Source organism: Promicromonospora sp. NPDC090134 (assembly GCF_044746965.1).
In the GTDB taxonomy this organism is placed as follows: Bacteria; Actinomycetota; Actinomycetes; order Actinomycetales; family Cellulomonadaceae; genus Promicromonospora.
In genome coordinates this window covers 94,565-111,069 of the sequence record NZ_JBIVCZ010000012.1, presented here as the reverse complement: position 1 = coordinate 111,069, position 16,505 = coordinate 94,565, and the positions used below count along the sequence as shown (strand labels likewise).

Sequence of the window (16,505 nt, the reverse complement as noted above, 5' to 3'; positions counted from 1 at the left end):
GACACGTCAGCCCTGGTCGAGGCCCAGCAGGTCGTCCTCGGTCTCGCGCCGCACCAGCACCCGGGAGGCCCCGGCGGTCACCGCGACCACGGGCGGGCGGGGCAGCATGTTGTAGTTCGACGCCATCGAGCGCCCGTAGGCGCCGGTGGCGGCGACGGCGAGCAGGTCGCCCGCACGCACGTCGGCGGGGAGACGCACCTCGTGCACCACGATGTCGCCGGACTCGCAGTGCTTGCCGACCACCCGCGCCAGCATGGTCTCCGCCGTCGACGTCCGGCCCACGACCTCGGCGTGGTACGCCGCGCCGTACAGGGCCGGGCGGATGTTGTCGCTCATGCCGCCGTCGACGGACACGTAGGTGCGCGTGAAGTCCGCGCCGTCGTCGGCCGAGACCGTGACGGGCTTGACCGTGCCCACCGTGTACAGCGTCAGGCCCGCGGGGCCGACGATCGCCCGGCCGGGCTCGATCGAGAACCGCGGCAGGCCCGTGCCCAGCTCCTGGCACACCCCGGCGACAGACTGCGCGATGTCCTTGGCCACGCGCTCCGGGTCGAGCGCGACGTCCCCCGGCAGGTAGGCGATGCCGTACCCGCCGCCGAGGTCGACCTCGTCCACGAGCACGCCCGACCGCTCGGCCAGGTCGGCGCGCAGGCGCAGCACCACGCGGGCGGCGGCCTCGAACCCGTCCGGGTCCAGGATCTGCGAGCCGATGTGGGAGTGGATGCCCAGCAGCTTGAGCTCGGGGTGTTTGAGCACCTCCAGCAGCGCGGTCATCGCGGGGTTCTCCGCCCCGCCCGCGGCGTTGACCGACAGACCGAACTTCTGGTCCTCGTGGGCCGTCGCGATGTACTCGTGGCCACCGGCATGCACGCCCGTGGTCACGCGCACCATCACCGGTGCCACGACCCCGCGCCCCGCCGCGAGCCGCGCGACCCGCTCGATCTCGACCAGCGAGTCCACGATGATGCGGCCCACCCCGGCGTCCAGCGCGCGCAGGATCTCGGCGTCGGACTTGTTGTTGCCGTGCAGGCCGATCTCGGCCCCGGGCACCTCGGCCCGCAGCGCGACGGCGAGCTCGCCGCTGGAGGCGGTGTCGACCCGCAGCCCCTCCTCGCGCGCCCAGCGCGCGACGGCCACGGTGAGCAGCGCCTTGCCGGCGTAGTACACGTCCACACCCGCGCCGACCGCGCCGAACGCGGCCTCGAACGCCGTGCGGTACGCGCGGGCGCGCATCCGGAAGTCGGCCTCGTCCAGCACGTAGGCGGGCGTGCCGTGCTCGGCGGCGAGATCGCGGACGTCCACGCCGGCGACGGCCAGCGCGCCGTCCGGCAGCCGACCGACGCCGGTGGACCAGGGCGCGCCGGTCACATCCGCTCCGGAGCGCTCACGCCCAGCAGGTCGAGGCCGTTGGCCAGGACCGTGCGGACGGCGTCGTTCAGCCACAGGCGGGCGCGGTGCGCGTCCGTGACCTCCTCGTCCGGGTATGGCGTGACGCGCAGCTTCTCGTCGTCGTTGTACCAGGAGTGGAAGTCGCCGGCGAGCGCCTCCAGGTAGCGGGCCACGCGGTGCGGCTCACGCAGCTCGGCGGCCTGCGCCACGATCCGCGGGAACTCGGTGAGGCGGCCGATCAGCGCCGCCTCCGAGGCGTGCGAGAGCTGCGCCGGGTCGAACCCGTCCGCGCGGCGCACGCCGCGCTCCACGGCCTTCGCGCCGATCTGCACCGTGCGGCTGTGCGCGTACTGGACGTAGAAGACCGGGTTGTCGTTGGTCTGCTTGAGCATGTCCTCGCCCTGCAGCTCCAGCGGGGTGTCGGCGGGGTAACGCGCGAGCGAGTAGCGCACGGCGTCCCTGCCGATCCAGTCGACGAGGTCGCGCAGCTCGATGATGTTGCCGGCGCGCTTGGACAGCTTGGCGCCACCGACGTTGACGAGCTGGCCGATCAGCACCTCGATGTTTGTCTCCGGGTCGTCCCCGGCGCACGCCGCGATGGCCTTGAGCCGGTTGACGTACCCGTGGTGGTCGGCGCCGAGCAGGTAGATCTTGCCCGGGAACCCACGGTCCTTCTTGGACAGGTAGTACGCGGCGTCCGACGCGAAGTAGGTGGGCTCACCGTTCGCCCGAACCATCACGCGGTCCTTGTCGTCGGTGAAGTCGGTCGTGCGCAGCCAGACCGCGCCCTCCTGGTCGAAGACGTGACCCTGCTCGCGCAGGCGGGCCACGGCCTTCTCGACGGCGCCCGAGCTGTGCAGGTCGCGCTCTGAGAACCAGACGTCGAAGTGCACGCCGAAGCTCTCCAGCACCTCGCGGATCTCGGCGAGCTGATGCGCGTAGCCCGACTCGCGGGCCACCGCGACGGCCTCGTCGTGCGGCAGCTCCGGCAGGTCCGGGCGGTCCGCGAGCACCTTGGCCGCGAGCTCCTTGACGTACTCGCCGCGGTAGCCGCCCTCGGGCACCTCGCCACCGGTGGCACGCGCCAGCACGGACTCACCGAAGCGGTCCATCTGGGCGCCCGCGTCGTTGATGTAGTACTCGGCGGTCACGTCAGCGCCGGCGGCGCGGAGGATGCGCCCCAGCGAGTCGCCCAGCGCGGCCCACCGGGTGTGCCCGATGTGCAGGGGGCCGGTCGGGTTGGCGCTGATGAACTCCAGGTTGATCACCTGGCCGGTCAGGGCCTCGCCCCGGCCGTACGCCGGGCCGGCCTCGACGATGGTGCGGGCGAGCTCGCCCGCCACGGCGGCGTCGAGCGTGATGTTGAGGAAGCCCGGGCCGGCGACGCCGACGGACTTGATGCCCGGGGTCGCGCCCAGGCGTGCCGCCAGGTCCTCCGCGAGCGCCCGCGGCGTCGTATCCGCCTTCTTCGCGAGCTGGAGGGCCACGTTCGTGGCCCAGTCCCCGTGCTCTCGCTGCCTGGGTCGCTCCACGTGGACCGAGGCCGGGACGGCGTCGGCAGGCAGGGCGAGTGTGCCGTCGGCGACGGCCGCGGCAAGGGCAGCGCTCAGCGCTTCGGAGAGCTCGGTGGGGGTCACGGATCGATTCTATCGGCCGGGCCGCGTGCCCCGCCCCGGTTGTCCACAGGCACCGGACGGCGGTGGCACACCCCACACCGGGAGGCGCCACCGCCGTCCGGCACGACGTCAGTCCGTGCCCACCTCGAGGGTGCCGAGGATCTGCCAGAACCGCTCGCCGGAGTCCGGCGGCCCGTCATAGGTGAGCTGCACGAACCGGCCGTCGGGGAGCTCCACCTCGGCACGGGCGTTGAACGCCGCGGCCTCGGCCTCCCCGTACGCGGTGTAGTCGGTCATCCGGACGGTCGCACGCTCCGCTCCCGGGACGTCGAGCCGGTACCCGCCAACCGGGATCTCGCCGTTGCCGAGGATCCCGGCCTCCTCGATCGAGGCGCCCACGCCTTCGCCCTGGTCACCCGGGGCGCCGCGCGCGATCGTGCCGTCGCCTCCGCCCTGGTCGATCCAGTCCGACGGCACCCGCAGGCGGATCCCCGGGACGTCCGACACGACCACCCAGTCCTGCGGGACGGCCGGCGCGGCGTCCACGAGCGCCTGGGCGTCGATCAGCTCCTCGTAGGCGGGCAGGTCGTCCGCCTCCGGTGTGAACTCCAGGCTGCCGGCGATCGTGCTCACGACCTGGTCGCCGTCCACGCCCTCCGGGACGTACACGTCGATCGTGTACGTGCGGCCCTCGGCCCGCCGGACCTCGACGAAGGCGTGGAGCGTCCCGTCCCGCGGGTCCAGCTCCGCGCCGGCGCGGTCGGCACCCGGCGGCAGGTCGAGACCGTACGCGTACCCGAACTCCTCGTCCGGGACCTGCGTGGCCCCGGACGTGGTCACCTGCAGTCGCAGCTCCCCGTCGGCGTCGTCCATCGACACGGTCGGCCAGTTGTCCTCCCGGGTCGCGGACAGCTCGTCCTCCACCCAGTCGCCCGGGACGGCGAAGCTCAGGCCCTGGTGCTCCTGGACCGCCCAGTCCGCGGGGTGCTCCTCGATGACGTCGAGCATCGGGCGCTGCCCGTCCACGTCCTCGTCGGTCGCGTCGGGGTCGACCCGGACGCCCTCGACCAGTCGTTCGAACAGCGCCGCGGACTCCGGGGCGGCGGGCAGGACCAGCAGCACACGGACCGTTCGCCCGGACTCGAGCTCGACGTCCAGCGCTCCTTCCGGACCGCCTGTCCAGCCCTCCTCCATCACCAGGTACCGGGCAGACACCGCGCCCGGTACGTCGGCCTCGACCAGGTCGCCGTCGGCCCCGGTCAGCGCGTCACCCTCGTCGACCGGCACGACCGTCACCGCCGTCGTCACCGCCGCGGGGTCGAACGCCCCGTCCTTCTCGTCCGTGCCCCAGGACGGGTAGCCCTCGCCCTGGTCGTACGCCTCGAAGTCCGACGGCACCGACAGCAGCAGCCCGCCCCCGGACACGTCGTGCCACCCGTCCCCGAAGGGCCAGCCGGCCGGCAGCGCCTGCCTGCCCGTCGCGACCAGGCCGCCGACGGTCACGACCGCCGCGACGGCGAGCGCCACGGCGCCGCCGATCACCCCGCGCCGGGTGCGCTCGTGGCGGATCGCTCGCCGGGCCATCATCTCGCCGTCGATCCCGGCCACGGGCGCGACCTGGCCCGCGGCGTCGTGGATCAGGGTCACCAGCGTGTCACTCTGCTCCTTCATCACTGCGCCTCCTTTCGCGAGGTGTTCGGTGTGCCGGCCTGGGCGGCCGCCGACTCGTCCGTGCCGAGGACAGCTCGTAGCCGGTCGAGGCCTCGGGACGCGCCCGACTTCACGGCCCCGACGGAAATCCCGAGGTCCTCCGCCGTCTGCTTCTCCGACCGGTCCAGCAGGTACCGCAGGACGACGACGCGCCGCTGCCCTGCGGGGAGCAGCCGGAGCGCCCCCACCAGCGCGTCGCGGTCGACGACGTGCTGGGTACCGTCCGACGCGGCACCGGGGCGCAGGTCGGCCGGGGCCACCAGGACGTCGCGCCGGGTCCGTCGCCAGCTGTCGATCCGGGCCGTGGCGATCACCCGGCGGGCGTAGGCGAACGGGTCGCCGTCGCCCACCCGGTTCCAGGCCCGGTAGGTCCGTTCCAGCGCGAGCTGCACCAGGTCGGCGGCCCGGTGCGTGTCGCCGCACAGCAGATAGGCGATGCGAGACAGCTCGGGCGACCGCTCCCTGGCGAACGTCGTGAACCGCTCCGCCGTCGTGCCCGTGGTCACCACCCGGGCACGGGGATCGTCGAGGACCCCCGCGTCGTCACTCACCATGTCCACCACCTCGTTCGTCGTCCGCGTACCCGTCCGCACGCCTCAGGTCTCGAGCACTTCGAAGATTCACGGCACACAGACGCACACGGTCGAAAGAAGGTTGCCGGGCAATCCGCACCGGCGCGGGTCACAGCGTCCGATGCACACTCCAGGCCGCTCACCTGGTAGTCTCGCTTCGGCCGTTAGGGGAGCATCGACTCCCGGACAGCGGTCACGCGCCTGTAGCTCAGTGGATAGAGCGTCTGCCTCCGGAGCAGAAGGTCGGGGGTTCGAATCCCTTCAGGCGCACCACCCGGAAAAGGGCCCCTCACCAGGCATCACGCCAGATGAGGGGCCCTTTCGCTGTCCCGAGCCGGGAGTGGTTCCCCACCAATCTCCCCACCACAGGTCAGCGTCCCGCGTACTTGTCCATGGCCGCGGCGGCCCGGGTGAGCGCGTCGTCGTGCGACCGGGCGTAGAGGTTGGTCACCTTGATGTCCTCGTGTCCGAGGATGTCCCGCACGACGTTCACCGGCACGCCGGCCGCAAGGTAGTTGGTCGCCGCTGTCGCCCGCAGGTCGTGCACCCGGAAGCCGGCGAACCCATGCCGAGCGACGAGCTTCCTCCAGTTCACTCGCCGTTTGAGCACGTTCCCCCGGATGACCTTGTCGCCACGTTCGGACCGGAAGACGAGCTCGCCCCTCCCCTGCCCCGAGGTGTGCGCCTGCAGCACCGCGACCATGTGACGAGGCATCGGCACAATGCGGGTCTTCTCTCCCTTCGGCGGTCCCCACAGCAGATTCCCCACCCGCCGGTACTCAGAGGAAAGTGTCTCGTTCTGGTCCTTCGACACCTCCGTGACCTGGCGCTGCACCTCGATCAGCCCCCTGTGGGGGTCGAGGTCACCGACGCACAGGCCGGCTGCCTCGCCATACCGGAGGCCGGCGTAACCCATCAGCTCGACCATCAGCGCGTACCGGTCGCCACCTTCCATCTCCCGAATCAGGGTGACGAGGCCGTCGAGCTGATCAGTTGTCATGGTCTGGCCGACATGGCGGTCGCGGCGAGCCATCTTGTCACCTGACAACCGGCGAGCCACGCGCGCGATGTTGGTGTCTATGAGCCCGTCGCTAACGGCCACCGTAAGCACCGCAGAGAGCAAGGCGTGCCTCCGGCAAAGTCAGCCGCGGCAAGATCGACTCACCGAGGTGTGAAGGAATCCCCAGCCGCCCGTCGCTGACCTGGCCACATGTCGTCATACGCGGCGTCGAAGAACTGCACCTGCGGCCCGCGCAGCGCGGACGGGTCGGCCAGTTCGCCTCGGGCTGCCTCGGCAAGTCGGGCCGCATAACGATAGGCAGCACCGCGCAAGTGCTCGCTTCTGGCCGAAAGGTCGATCTCCGCTTGCACAAGCCACAGGTCATCGACGAGCCGGTCGATCACGGGATCGGCTGCGCTGACGTCGGCGGGTGGGAGCGTGGGCGCAGCCTTGACCACCTGCGACGCAATGCTCAGGAACTTCAAGATCACGCTCTTCAGCTCCGCACGGTGCGCGGCTGACTCTTGTATCCGCGACTGCTGGGTGTTCGTCCGTGACACCAGGTACTGCCCGAACAACGATCCGCCCGCGCCAAGCACAACACCCGCCAGAGACAACAGCGCGGGCCCCAAAGTTCCCCAAGATCCCATGGCAGAAGTCTCTCAAATCGCCGCAGACGCAGCCGAGCTGCCCATGGACACTGCCACGACTTTGCCCGAGCCCTGGCGCCAGGACTCCCCCACCGATCTCCCCACCGGAGCATCAGAACAGACCGCGCGAGACCGGGTTTTCTGGGGGAACCGCGGCACGACAACCGCTAGCTCCTGCCAATCCGGACCGATCCAGGATGTTCCGGAGCAGAAGGTCGGGGGTTCGAATCCCTTCAGGCGCACCACACACGACCAAGGGTCTCTGAACCGCCTACCGGCTGCTCAGAGACCCTTCGTCGTCACCGGGAGCACCGAGAACGCCGGGCGCTACCGGAGTCCCGGTCGCCTCAGCCCGCCGACAGAGCGTCGGACTGCGGGCGGGCCTGGCGCCGGCGACGCTCGGCGACCAGGAGCACGATGCTGACCACGACGGCACCCACGTAGAAGAGCGTGGAGACCTGGAACACGGCGGAGTAGCCCTGCGCCTGCACCACGGCGTCGGGGTCCGGCTGATGGCCGACGGCCGCGGCGAACACGACGGTCAGGAGCGCGAGCCCGATCGAGCCGCCGATCTGGTGGGCGGTGTTGACGAGTCCCGAGGCCGCGCCGGCGTCGGACCCGCCGACGTCAGCCATGCCGAACTCGGTCAGCAGGATGATCGCGATGCCCTGGCCGACGCCGAGGACGAGCAGCGGGAGCACGATCTGCGGGAAGTAGGGCGTGGTGGAGTCGAGACGGCTCAGCCACGCCATGCCGACGGTCGCGGTCACCAGGGAGGCGACCAGCAGGGCCGGCTTGCTCATCCGCGCGCCCAGGATCCTGACGACGTAGACCATCGCGAAGAACATGGCGGTGATCGGGATGTAGGCGAAGCCGGTCTGCAGCGGGCTCAGGCCCAGGACGTTCTGCAGGTACTGGGACAGGAAGTAGAACATCGAGAACATCGCACCGACGATGAGGATGCGACCGAGGTACGCGCCGGAGCGCTGGACGCTGGCGAAGAGACGCAACGGGATGATCGGCTGGGCCTGTCGGCGCTCGACGAGCACGAAGGCGACGAGGAGCAGCACGGCTGCGGCGAGCGGGACGGTCGTGCGCCAGCTCGACCAGCCGCTCTCGGCCGCTTCGACCAGGCCGTAGACGAGCGCGGACATGCCGAGCGTGATCGTGAGCGCGCCGGGGACGTCGATGCGACCACGCTGGCGTTCGGCCAGGGGAAGCACCCGGGGAGCGAGCGCCACGACGAGCACGCCGATGGGCACGTTGATCAGCAGACCCCAGCGCCACGACCAGAACTGGGTGAAGACGCCGCCGACGATGATGCCGACGCTGGCGCCGGCACCGATGACGGCGCTGTATACCGCGATGGCGCGGGAGCGCTCCTCGGGCGCGGGGAAGCTCTGGACGAGCAGTGCGAGCGTTGCCGGGATCGCGAACGCGGAGGCCAGACCCTGCAGAGCACGTGCAGCGATCAGCAGTTCCGCCGTGGGCGCGAGGCCGGCGAGGAGCGATGCGAGGGTGAAGACGACGACGCCGGCGGAGAACACGCGGCGGCGACCGAACAGGTCGCCGGCGCGGGCGCCGAGGAGCAGCAGGCCGCCGAACACGAGCACGTAGCTGTTCTGGATCCACGACAGCGCCGAGTCGGTGAACCCGAGCTCGTGCTGGATGTGCGGCAGCGCTGTGGTCACGATCGAGGCATCGAGCGTCATCATGAGCTGGCAGCCGAGGATCACCGCGAGGACGACGCCCCGGCGGCCTGTGCGGGGCCCGGCCAGGCTGGATGATTCGGACACGGGAGTCGCCTTTCGTAGCAAGTAACTAACAAGTTTGTTTCTCCAGTGAAGCACTGTCGGGCACGTTTGGCAACTAACCAGTTATTAACTAAGGTGGTGACATGGCCAGAGATTCCGCGGCGACCCGAGCCCGCATCCTCGACGCCGCGGAGGCCGAGTTCTCCGCCTACGGCATCGCGGGCGCGCGAGTGGACCGGATCGCCGAGACCGCACCGGCGAACAAGGCGCTCATCTACAAGCACTTCGGGAGCAAGGACCAGCTGTTCGACGCCGTGTTCGCCCAACGCGTGCTCGCGTTCGTGGACAAGGTCGACTTCGACCCGACCGACCTGCCCGGCTACGCGGGCCGGGCGTTCGACCTGTACGAGGCGAACCCGACCACCCTGCGGCTGACCACCTGGTACCAGCTCGAACGCCCCACCGGCCGGCTGGACGCGATCATGTCCTCCAACGACGCGAAGCTGACCGCGATCAAGGACGCCCAGGACGCGGGGCTGCTGACGGCCGACTACTCGCCCCTCGAGCTGCTCACGGAGGTCCGGGCGCTGATGATGGGCTGGCACCTGCACACGCCGGAGCTCGCGATGGTCCGGCAGCCGAGCCGCGCCCGCCGTCGCGAGGTCGTCGTCGAGAGCGTGCGCCGCCTCGTACAGGGTGACCAGGGGCGATCCGGGCCCGAGAAGTCGGACGAACCCGTGCGGCGCCCGACCGGAGTCTCAGACGTGTCGTAGACTCTGCCCCGCGGGGGGAGTACTTCCCAAACATCGTCCCGGTCAATACGGCGCTACCAGCGCCTCGGGCGGCGGCCTTGCTGAGCAAGGCGAAGGAGACCTCGGAGCCGACCTATCTTTGGAGACTCCTTGCTCGCCTCGCTGACGAGTTCTGCTGCCCCTGCCTCCGGCCTGACCACGGTGGCCACCCCCACGATGTGGGCCGTCACCATCGTCGCCGTCATCGCCCTGGTCGTCGTCGACTTCCTCATCACCCGGCGCCCGCACGAGGTCTCGATGCGCGAGGCCCTGGGCTGGAGCGCCTTCTACATCGCTCTCCCGCTCGCGTTCGGCGGCTGGATCTGGGCCACCTTCGGATCGTCGACCGGCGTGCAGTACCTCACCGGGTACCTCGTCGAGAAGTCACTCTCCGTGGACAACCTCTTCGTGTTCATGCTGCTGCTCAGCGCGTTCGCGGTGCCCAAGGCCCTGCAGCAGCGCGTGCTCCTGCTCGGCATCGTCGGGGCGCTGGTGCTCCGCGGCGTCTTCATCGCGCTCGGCGCGGCCGTCCTGGCCAACCTGAGCTGGGCCTTCCTGCTCTTCGGCGCGATCCTGCTGGCCACCGCGGTCAAGATCCTCCGTGACCAGGTCAAGGGCGACGACCACGCGATCGACGTCTCCGAGCTGCGGTCGGTCAAGGTGATCCGCCGCTTCATGCCCGTCACCGACGACTACCGCGGCCCCGCGCTCTCGGTGCGTGAGGGCGGCAAGCGGATGCTGACGCCCCTGGCGGTCGTGGTCGTCGCGATCTTCGCCGCCGACGTCGTCTTCGCCGTCGACTCGGTGCCCGCCGTCTACGGCATCACCAGCGACCCGTACCTCGTGTTCGCGACGAATGCCTTCGCCCTGCTCGGCCTGCGCGCCCTGTACTTCGTGCTCCAGGGTGCGCTGAGCAAGCTGGTGCACCTCGGCTACGGCCTCGCGACGATCCTGGCCTTCATCGGCGTCAAGCTCGTGCTGCACTGGGCCCACGGCATCTGGGCCGGCGTGCCGGAGATCCCGACCCTCGCCTCGCTCGCCGTGATCATCGGCGTGCTCGTCATCGTCACCTTCACCAGCCTCCACGCGACCCGCAACGACGACGAGAAGGCCGACGTCGAGAAGGCCGACGACGTCGAGAAGGCCGGACCCGGAGCGCACTGACCCGATCGACCCCGTGTCAGACGTACAGGTCCCTCGGGTGACCTGTACGTCTGACACGTCGGGGAGGGTCCCGCGAGGCGGGCGGCCACGGCGGGCCGTCGTCGTTCCGCCGTAGAGTCCAGCCCGTCATGGACACCGCACTGGACCTCACGATCCCCGTCGTCGTCGGCGGCACGATCGCCGCACTCCTCATGGGCCTGTCCAAGACCGGGCTGCCGCCGCTGGGCGCGCTCGGCGCGGCGCTCATCGCCTCGGTGCTCCCGCCGGTCCAGGCGGCCGGGGTGGCGCTGCCCCTGCTCATCGTGGGCGACCTGGTCGCCGTCAGCACGTACGGCCGGAACGTCCGCTGGCCCGTTCTGCGGGCCCTGCTCCCCAGCGTCACGCTCGGACTCATCGTCGGCTTCGCGGCCCTGCGCTGGGCCCCGCCCGACGTCAGCGCCCGGATCGTCGGAGCGCTGCTCCTCCTCGCCGGGCTCGGCGACCTGGGCCGTCAGCTCGCCGCGCGCCGCGCGCGCCGTCGTCCGCCCCGTCCCACCGCTACCACGCCCGGCCCTGTGCCCGACGGCGACGCCGCCCCCGGCGGTACCCGTCCCCGCGACCGGCTCGCCCGCGCCGCACTCGGCGCCACGGCCGGGGTCTCGACCATGATCGCGAACGCCGGCGGCCCGCCCATGAGCCTCTACCTGCTGCGGGCCGGTATCTCGCGCGCCGGCCTGCTGGGCACGGTCGCACTGTTCTTCCTCACGGTGAACGTGGCCAAGCTGCCGTTCAGCGCGGGGCTGGGGCTCGTCTCCCCCGCGTCGCTGCACGTCTCGCTCGTGCTGCTCCCGGGGATGGTCGCGGGGCTCCTGCTCGGCAAGCTCGTGGCCCACCGCATCTCGGGCCCGGTGTTCAGCACCTTCGTGCTGGTGGCGACGGCGGCGGCCGGCGCCCGGCTGCTGCTCACCTGACCCCGCGCCCGGCTCGCCCGCGCCCGGCTCGCCCGCAGTCGGCGCCCGCGGCCCGCGCCCGCGGGCTACCGATCCGCCCCCGCGGGCCGCTAGTGTCCGGATATGCCCGACGAATCCGTCGACTTCTACCCGTCCCGAGCGCACGTCGTCACGCTCGCGCTCGCCGCCCTCGCGCTGGTGGTGCTCTGCGCGATCGCGACCCGCCTCGGATTCGACGCCGCGCAGGCCAGCGGCTCACCGGCCGCGCTGACCGTCGTCTCCGTGAGCGCGATCGGCGTGCTGGTCTTCACCGGCCTGGGCCTCATCGTGGTGCGGCGCCTGCTGCTGCCCGCGTGGCCCGTGCTCACGCTCGACGACGACGGCCTCACCGACTGGCTGCCCAACCTGGGCGTCGAGCAGGTGCTCTGGTCCGAGGTGACCGGCGTCCGCGAGGCCCGGCTGGTCTTCCGGCGGGTGCTCGCCGTCGACGTCGCCGACCCGCGAGCCGTCGTCGTCCGCCAGCGCACCTTCGTCCGGCGCATCGCCGCCTCGGTGAACTCTCTGATGGTCGGCACCCCGGTGGTCCTCAAGCCCGGGAGCATCGCCAGCCGTCCGGAGGAGCTCTCCGCGGCGCTGACCGGGTTCGTCGCCGGCCGTGCACCCCACGCGAAGCCGGTTGCGTAGACTTCTAGGACCATCCGCCGAGAATCATCTGCCGAGCATGGCGAGGGACCTCTCATGAGCGACGAACTCTTCGACGAGCCTGCCGCTGCCGACCCCGACCGGGGTTACGCCGACTTCGAGTTCGAGCGGCGGTTCTTCGTGCGCGACCTGCCGGCCGAGCTCAAGGACGCGCCGGCCCTCATCGTGCAGTCCTACTTCCTGGCCGACGACGGCTACGCCCTGCGCGTCCGGGTCCAGGCGGGCGACATCGACGTCGAGCTGGACGGCGACGCCGATCCCGCCGAGCTGCTGCGGGCGCACGCCCTCGACATCGACTTCGCCGCCGTCACGGTGAAGGGTCCCGCGGTCGGGGGCACCCGCTACGAGGCGGAACGTGAGCTGGACCCGAGCGTCGGGGTCGAGCTGGTGCGCCGCGGCGGCGCCCCGATCGTCAAGGTCCGGTACGCCGCGTGGCTCGGGGCGGACGGCTGGTCGATCGACGTCTTCGGCGGGGCCAACCACCCGCTGGTGGTGGCCGAGTGCGAGCGCTCCGGCCCCGTCACCGGCCTGCAGATCCCGGACTTCTGCGTCACCGAGATCACCGACGACCGCCGGTTCTCCAACGAGTCGCTGGCGATGGAGCCCTACAGCGCGTGGGCGCCGTCGTTCGCCGCGGAGCTCGCGGACCAGGGGCCGAGGTTCCGGCAGGACTTCGGGCCCAACACCCACCTGCGCCTCTGAGGTACCGCTAGCCGCGCCACTCGCCCTTCTCGACGACGCCGGTCACGAACTCCCAGTGCCACGGCTCGTACTTGCTGCCGCCGAGCTGCGCCCAGGACGGGTTCTGCCAGCCGTACGCCGGCGCGTTGGCCCACAGCCACGAGAAGACGTCGCTGTCGCCCGTCTCCTTGGAGCACAGGTCGATCGCCAGGCCCCAGCCGTGCATGGAGGTGCCCGGGGAGGCGGCGTAGTAGCCGCGGGAGGCCTTGAGCTCGTACTGCGTGCTCAGGTCGCGGTAGCTCGCCACGAGGCACAGCTCGCGGCCGAACGACGCGCGGAACGCCTCGTTGAGCGCGCTGAGCGACATCGCGGCGTCGGGCCGGAGGTACTCCCCCGGCTGCCACAGCTCGCACAGCGAGTGGTCGGCGAGCCCGCCGTTCGTCCCGTCCACGGAGGCGTTGACGTCGCAGTTCGGCAGGGGGCTGCGGTCCAGCGAGCGGCTGGCGGCCGACTCGGGCCGGGTGAGGGCCTCGGCGCGGACCACGGAGCCCGAGGTCTCCGGCCGCTCCACGGGCTGCGTCACCAGGTCCAGCACCGTCGGCCCGGTGGGCGGCGCCTCGACGTCGAACGGGGACTCGCCCGGCGTGTCGACCGCCTGCGCGAACGGCGCCGCGATGGTCGCGGCCGCGAGGGTGCCGACCACGGCGGCCCGGGAGATGAGCCGCTGCCCGGCGGGAACCGAGGACGTGGGCCGGGGTGCCCTGGGGACCGCTCCGGTGACCAGCCGGTCGAACGACGTCACCTTGCGCATCGCCTGCGTGTGCAGCTCCGCCTCGCGCCGCTCGCGGCGCGTCATGAGCACGGGCGCACTCGTCACAGCCGTGGACTCCACTCGTCCTCCGTCGTCATGTGTCCGCGGCCCCCTCGCGTTCCGTTATGTGCACGTGACATTAACCTGGGTCGGCCCGGCTGCCAAGCCCGGCCTGTGGACGGTCGCGCCGCGCCGCCGTCAGCGGCGCTGCATAGCGTCCCGCACCTCGCCCACGAGCTCCTCGAGGATGTCCTCGAGGAACACCACGCCGAGCACCTCGCCGTCCGGTCCCTCGACCCGCGCCAGGTGCGAGCCCGAACGCTGCATCACGCGCAGCGCGTCCTCGACCTCGTCGTCGGGCGCGACAGCGGCCAGCGCGCGCACGCGCCAGACGGCGACCGGCTCGAACCGGGCGGGCCCGGTGGCGTACAGGACGTCCTTGAGGTGCAGGTAGCCGACGAGCTCGTCACCATTCTCCCGGCGCGTCACGACGGGGAACCGGCTGAAGCCGTGCTTCGAGACGAGCCGCTCGACGTCGTCCGGCGTGCTCGTCTCGTCCACGGCCACCAGGCCGTCGACCGGCACCATGACATCGCGCGCGGTGCGGTTGGAGAACTCGATGGCGCCCGTCAGCAGGCCCTGCTCGTCGCGCAGCACACCCTCCGCCTGCGAGTGCTCCACGATGGACTGGACCTCCTCGGCGGTGAACGCCGAGGCGACCTCGTCCTTGGGCTCCACGCCGGCCAGCCGCACCGCATGGTTCGCGATCCAGTTCAGGCCGACGATGACGGGGCGGAGCGCCCGGCCCAGGAGCACCAGCGGCGGCCCGAACCACATGACCGCCTTGTCCGGGCCGGAGACCGCCAGGTTCTTCGGCACCATCTCGCCGAGCACGACGTGCAGGTACACGACCAGCGACAGGGCGATGACCAGCGCGATCGGGTGCGTGAGGTCCTCGCTCACGCCCAGGCCGTGCAGCGGCCCCTCCAGGAGGTGCGCGATGGCGGGCTCCGCCACGATGCCCAGCCCGGTGGAGCAGACGGTCACGCCGAGCTGCGCACAGGCCAGCATGAGCGACACGTGCTCCATGGCCCACAGGACGGTGACGGCGCGCCGGTCGCCGGCCGCGGCGAGCGGCTCGATGGCGCTGCGGCGCGCGGAGATGACAGCGAACTCGGCGCCCACGAAGAACGCGTTCCCCGCGAGCAGCACGAGGCCGATGACGAGTGCGGTGGTGGTGCTCATCGGTTCGCCCCCTTCCCGGATCCGGTCCGGTCGAGACCGGCGCCGTCGGGCGGGGCGTCGTCGGGCAGCGGGCGGACGCGGAGGCGCTCGACACGCCGGCCGTCCATGGCCTCGACGCGCAGGGTGACCCGGGCGTGCAGGCCCTGCGGGCCGGGCTGCCCCACCACGACCTCGTCGCCGACCACGGGGACGCGGCCCAGCTCGGCCATCACGAGGCCGCCGAGCGTCTCGTACGCGGCGCCCTCCGGGACCTCGATGCCGGTGTACTCGTCGAGCTCGTCGGGCCGGAGCACGCCCGGCACGATCCACGACCCGTCGGCGGCGCGGGAGGCCCCGGCGCGGCGCGGGTCGTGCTCGTCGGCGACGTCGCCCACCAGCTCCTCGACGACGTCCTCCAGCGTCACGACGCCGGACGTGCCGCCGTACTCGTCCACGACCACGGCCATCTGCAGCCCGAACCCGCGCAGCTCCACGAGCAGGGGCCCCAGGCGCACCGTCTCGGGGACGCGGGGCGCGTCCACCATGAGTGCGGCCGCGGGCACCTCGGCCCGCCGGTCGTGCGGCACGCCGACGGCGCGGCGCAGGTGCACCAGGCCGACGATGTCGTCGCGGTCGTCCCCGATCACGGGGAACCGCGAGTGCCCGGTGCGCCGGGCGAGGGCGACGACGTCCTCCGCCGTCGCGTCCCGGTCCACGACGGACATGCGCAGGCGGTCGGTCATGACGTCGCGCGCGCTGAGGGTGTCCAGCTCGATCGAGTTGGTCAGCAGGGTCGCCACCGACTCCTGGAGCGTGCCCTCCTCGGCGGAGCGGCGCACCAGCGAGGCGAGCTCGGACGCGGAGCGCGCCCCGGACAGCTCCTCGCGGGGCTCGACGCCGAGGCGGCGCAGCAGCGCGTTGGCCGAACCGTTGAGCACCGCGATCAGCGGCTTGAACGTGATGGTGAACACGCGCTGGATCGGCACCACGAGCCGCGCGGTGGCCAGCGGGGCCGACAGCGCGAAGTTCTTGGGGATCAGCTCGCCGCAGACCATGGAGAACGCGTTCACCAGGATGAGGGCCAGGACGCCCGCGAGGCCGGCGGAGACCGCCGTCGGCACGGGGGTCGACCCGAGGGCGGACGAGATCAGAGAGTTCAGCGCCGGCTGGGCCGTGTAGCCGAGCAGGATGGTGGTCAGCGTGATGCCGACCTGGGCCGAGCTCAGCTCGGTGGAGAGGTGGCGCAGCGCGGTGCGCACGCTGCGGTCCCGCATGCCGTGCCCGAAGGCGGGCTGGGCGCCGGAACCGGCCCGGGCACCGTGGCCCGGACCGGACGAGGAGGCAGACCTGGACCCGCCGGGTCTGTCTCCCTCCGAGTCGTCGGAGTCGCCGATCACGGCGGGGTCGATGGTGACGAGGGAGAACTCCCCGGCCACGAAGACGGCAGTACCGGCCGTGAGGAGAACGCCGACGGCGACCATGATCCAGTCGCCGGTCATCTCGCCCTCCGGA

General features: G+C 71.7%; 15 protein-coding genes and 1 tRNA gene. 6 read left to right on the top strand and 10 right to left on the bottom strand.

Annotation, left to right across the window (positions count from 1 at the left end):
* Window positions 1–6 precede the first annotated feature (6 nt).
* The 4 genes from lysA to ACIPN7_RS26165 form a co-directional block, all read right to left on the bottom strand.
* Window positions 7–1,368, bottom strand: a complete 1,362-nt coding sequence (gene lysA / locus ACIPN7_RS26180) for a diaminopimelate decarboxylase (protein ID WP_400549481.1) — start codon at window positions 1,366–1,368, stop codon at window positions 7–9.
* The gene (gene argS, locus ACIPN7_RS26175; RefSeq protein WP_400549479.1) at window positions 1,365–3,026 is read right to left on the bottom strand and encodes an arginine--tRNA ligase; all 1,662 of its coding nucleotides are present in this window, start codon (window positions 3,024–3,026) and stop codon (window positions 1,365–1,367) included. The genes lysA and argS overlap by 4 nt, the downstream gene beginning before the upstream one ends.
* Before the next feature lie 108 nt (window positions 3,027–3,134).
* Window positions 3,135–4,676, bottom strand: a complete 1,542-nt coding sequence (locus ACIPN7_RS26170) for a hypothetical protein (RefSeq protein WP_400549477.1) — start codon at window positions 4,674–4,676, stop codon at window positions 3,135–3,137.
* Window positions 4,676–5,269 carry a SigE family RNA polymerase sigma factor gene (locus tag ACIPN7_RS26165; protein WP_400549475.1) on the bottom strand — a complete coding sequence of 198 codons (594 nt, stop codon included), beginning with the start codon at window positions 5,267–5,269 and terminating at the stop codon, window positions 4,676–4,678. Before ACIPN7_RS26165 ends, ACIPN7_RS26170 begins: the two co-directional genes overlap by 1 nt.
* A 215-nt stretch (window positions 5,270–5,484) precedes the next feature.
* Between ACIPN7_RS26165 and ACIPN7_RS26160 the strand changes: the two genes are divergently transcribed.
* Window positions 5,485–5,560: transfer RNA gene (locus tag ACIPN7_RS26160), tRNA-Arg, on the top strand.
* A 97-nt stretch (window positions 5,561–5,657) separates the two neighbouring features.
* On the opposite strand, the gene ACIPN7_RS26155 is transcribed toward ACIPN7_RS26160, so the two are convergent.
* The 3 genes from ACIPN7_RS26155 to ACIPN7_RS26145 all read right to left on the bottom strand — a co-directional run bounded on the left by ACIPN7_RS26155 (window position 5,658) and on the right by ACIPN7_RS26145 (window position 8,733).
* Complete coding sequence (locus ACIPN7_RS26155; RefSeq protein ID WP_400549473.1) at window positions 5,658–6,389, bottom strand: tyrosine-type recombinase/integrase; 732 nt, start codon at window positions 6,387–6,389, stop codon at window positions 5,658–5,660.
* Between the two features lie 59 nt (window positions 6,390–6,448).
* Window positions 6,449–6,937: a hypothetical protein gene (locus tag ACIPN7_RS26150; protein WP_400549471.1), complete on the bottom strand. Its 489-nt coding sequence runs from the start codon at window positions 6,935–6,937 to the stop codon at window positions 6,449–6,451.
* A 347-nt stretch (window positions 6,938–7,284) separates the two neighbouring features.
* Window positions 7,285–8,733: an MFS transporter gene (locus ACIPN7_RS26145; protein WP_400549469.1), complete on the bottom strand. Its 1,449-nt coding sequence runs from the start codon at window positions 8,731–8,733 to the stop codon at window positions 7,285–7,287.
* A gap of 101 nt (window positions 8,734–8,834) precedes the next feature.
* Between ACIPN7_RS26145 and ACIPN7_RS26140 the strand changes: the two genes are divergently transcribed.
* The 5 genes from ACIPN7_RS26140 to ACIPN7_RS26120 all read left to right on the top strand — a co-directional run bounded on the left by ACIPN7_RS26140 (window position 8,835) and on the right by ACIPN7_RS26120 (window position 12,979).
* Entirely contained in the window at window positions 8,835–9,464 is a 630-nt protein-coding gene (locus ACIPN7_RS26140; RefSeq protein ID WP_400549467.1) for a TetR family transcriptional regulator, read from the top strand.
* A gap of 195 nt (window positions 9,465–9,659) precedes the next feature.
* Window positions 9,660–10,646 carry a TerC/Alx family metal homeostasis membrane protein gene (locus ACIPN7_RS26135; RefSeq protein WP_400549589.1) on the top strand — a complete coding sequence of 329 codons (987 nt, stop codon included), beginning with the start codon at window positions 9,660–9,662 and terminating at the stop codon, window positions 10,644–10,646.
* A 128-nt stretch (window positions 10,647–10,774) separates the two neighbouring features.
* Window positions 10,775–11,596 (top strand): TSUP family transporter, encoded by an 822-nt coding sequence (locus tag ACIPN7_RS26130; protein ID WP_400549466.1) that lies wholly within the window; start codon window positions 10,775–10,777, stop codon window positions 11,594–11,596.
* Between the two features lie 102 nt (window positions 11,597–11,698).
* Window positions 11,699–12,259: an STM3941 family protein gene (locus ACIPN7_RS26125; protein ID WP_400549464.1), complete on the top strand. Its 561-nt coding sequence runs from the start codon at window positions 11,699–11,701 to the stop codon at window positions 12,257–12,259.
* A gap of 54 nt (window positions 12,260–12,313) precedes the next feature.
* Window positions 12,314–12,979, top strand: a complete 666-nt coding sequence (locus ACIPN7_RS26120) for a CYTH domain-containing protein (protein ID WP_400549462.1) — start codon at window positions 12,314–12,316, stop codon at window positions 12,977–12,979.
* A 7-nt stretch (window positions 12,980–12,986) separates the two neighbouring features.
* Here ACIPN7_RS26120 and ACIPN7_RS26115 read toward each other — a convergent pair whose 3' ends face one another.
* From ACIPN7_RS26115 to ACIPN7_RS26105, 3 genes are all read right to left on the bottom strand, one after another.
* On the bottom strand, window positions 12,987–13,850 hold the full coding sequence (locus tag ACIPN7_RS26115) for a M15 family metallopeptidase (protein WP_400549460.1): 864 nt from the start codon (window positions 13,848–13,850) through the stop codon (window positions 12,987–12,989).
* Window positions 13,851–13,967: 117 nt separating this feature from the next.
* Entirely contained in the window at window positions 13,968–15,014 is a 1,047-nt protein-coding gene (locus tag ACIPN7_RS26110; protein WP_400549458.1) for a hemolysin family protein, read from the bottom strand.
* Complete coding sequence (locus tag ACIPN7_RS26105; protein ID WP_400549456.1) at window positions 15,011–16,492, bottom strand: hemolysin family protein; 1,482 nt, start codon at window positions 16,490–16,492, stop codon at window positions 15,011–15,013. The genes ACIPN7_RS26110 and ACIPN7_RS26105 overlap by 4 nt, the downstream gene beginning before the upstream one ends.
* Window positions 16,493–16,505: the final 13 nt, after the last annotated feature.

What these genes read in the sequence shown, in the direction of transcription:
- ACIPN7_RS26170 (WP_400549477.1), bottom strand. Translation starts at nt 4,676, where the DNA reads ATGAAGGAGCAGAGTGACACGCTGGTGACCCTGATCCACGACGCCGCG.
- ACIPN7_RS26165 (WP_400549475.1), bottom strand. Translation starts at nt 5,269, where the DNA reads ATGGTGAGTGACGACGCGGGGGTCCTCGACGATCCCCGTGCCCGGGTG.
- ACIPN7_RS26150 (WP_400549471.1), bottom strand. Translation starts at nt 6,937, where the DNA reads ATGGGATCTTGGGGAACTTTGGGGCCCGCGCTGTTGTCTCTGGCGGGT.
- ACIPN7_RS26140 (WP_400549467.1), top strand. Translation starts at nt 8,835, where the DNA reads ATGGCCAGAGATTCCGCGGCGACCCGAGCCCGCATCCTCGACGCCGCG.
- ACIPN7_RS26135 (WP_400549589.1), top strand. Translation starts at nt 9,660, where the DNA reads ATGTGGGCCGTCACCATCGTCGCCGTCATCGCCCTGGTCGTCGTCGAC.
- ACIPN7_RS26130 (WP_400549466.1), top strand. Translation starts at nt 10,775, where the DNA reads ATGGACACCGCACTGGACCTCACGATCCCCGTCGTCGTCGGCGGCACG.
- ACIPN7_RS26125 (WP_400549464.1), top strand. Translation starts at nt 11,699, where the DNA reads ATGCCCGACGAATCCGTCGACTTCTACCCGTCCCGAGCGCACGTCGTC.
- ACIPN7_RS26120 (WP_400549462.1), top strand. Translation starts at nt 12,314, where the DNA reads ATGAGCGACGAACTCTTCGACGAGCCTGCCGCTGCCGACCCCGACCGG.
- ACIPN7_RS26110 (WP_400549458.1), bottom strand. Translation starts at nt 15,014, where the DNA reads ATGAGCACCACCACCGCACTCGTCATCGGCCTCGTGCTGCTCGCGGGG.
- ACIPN7_RS26105 (WP_400549456.1), bottom strand. Translation starts at nt 16,492, where the DNA reads ATGACCGGCGACTGGATCATGGTCGCCGTCGGCGTTCTCCTCACGGCC.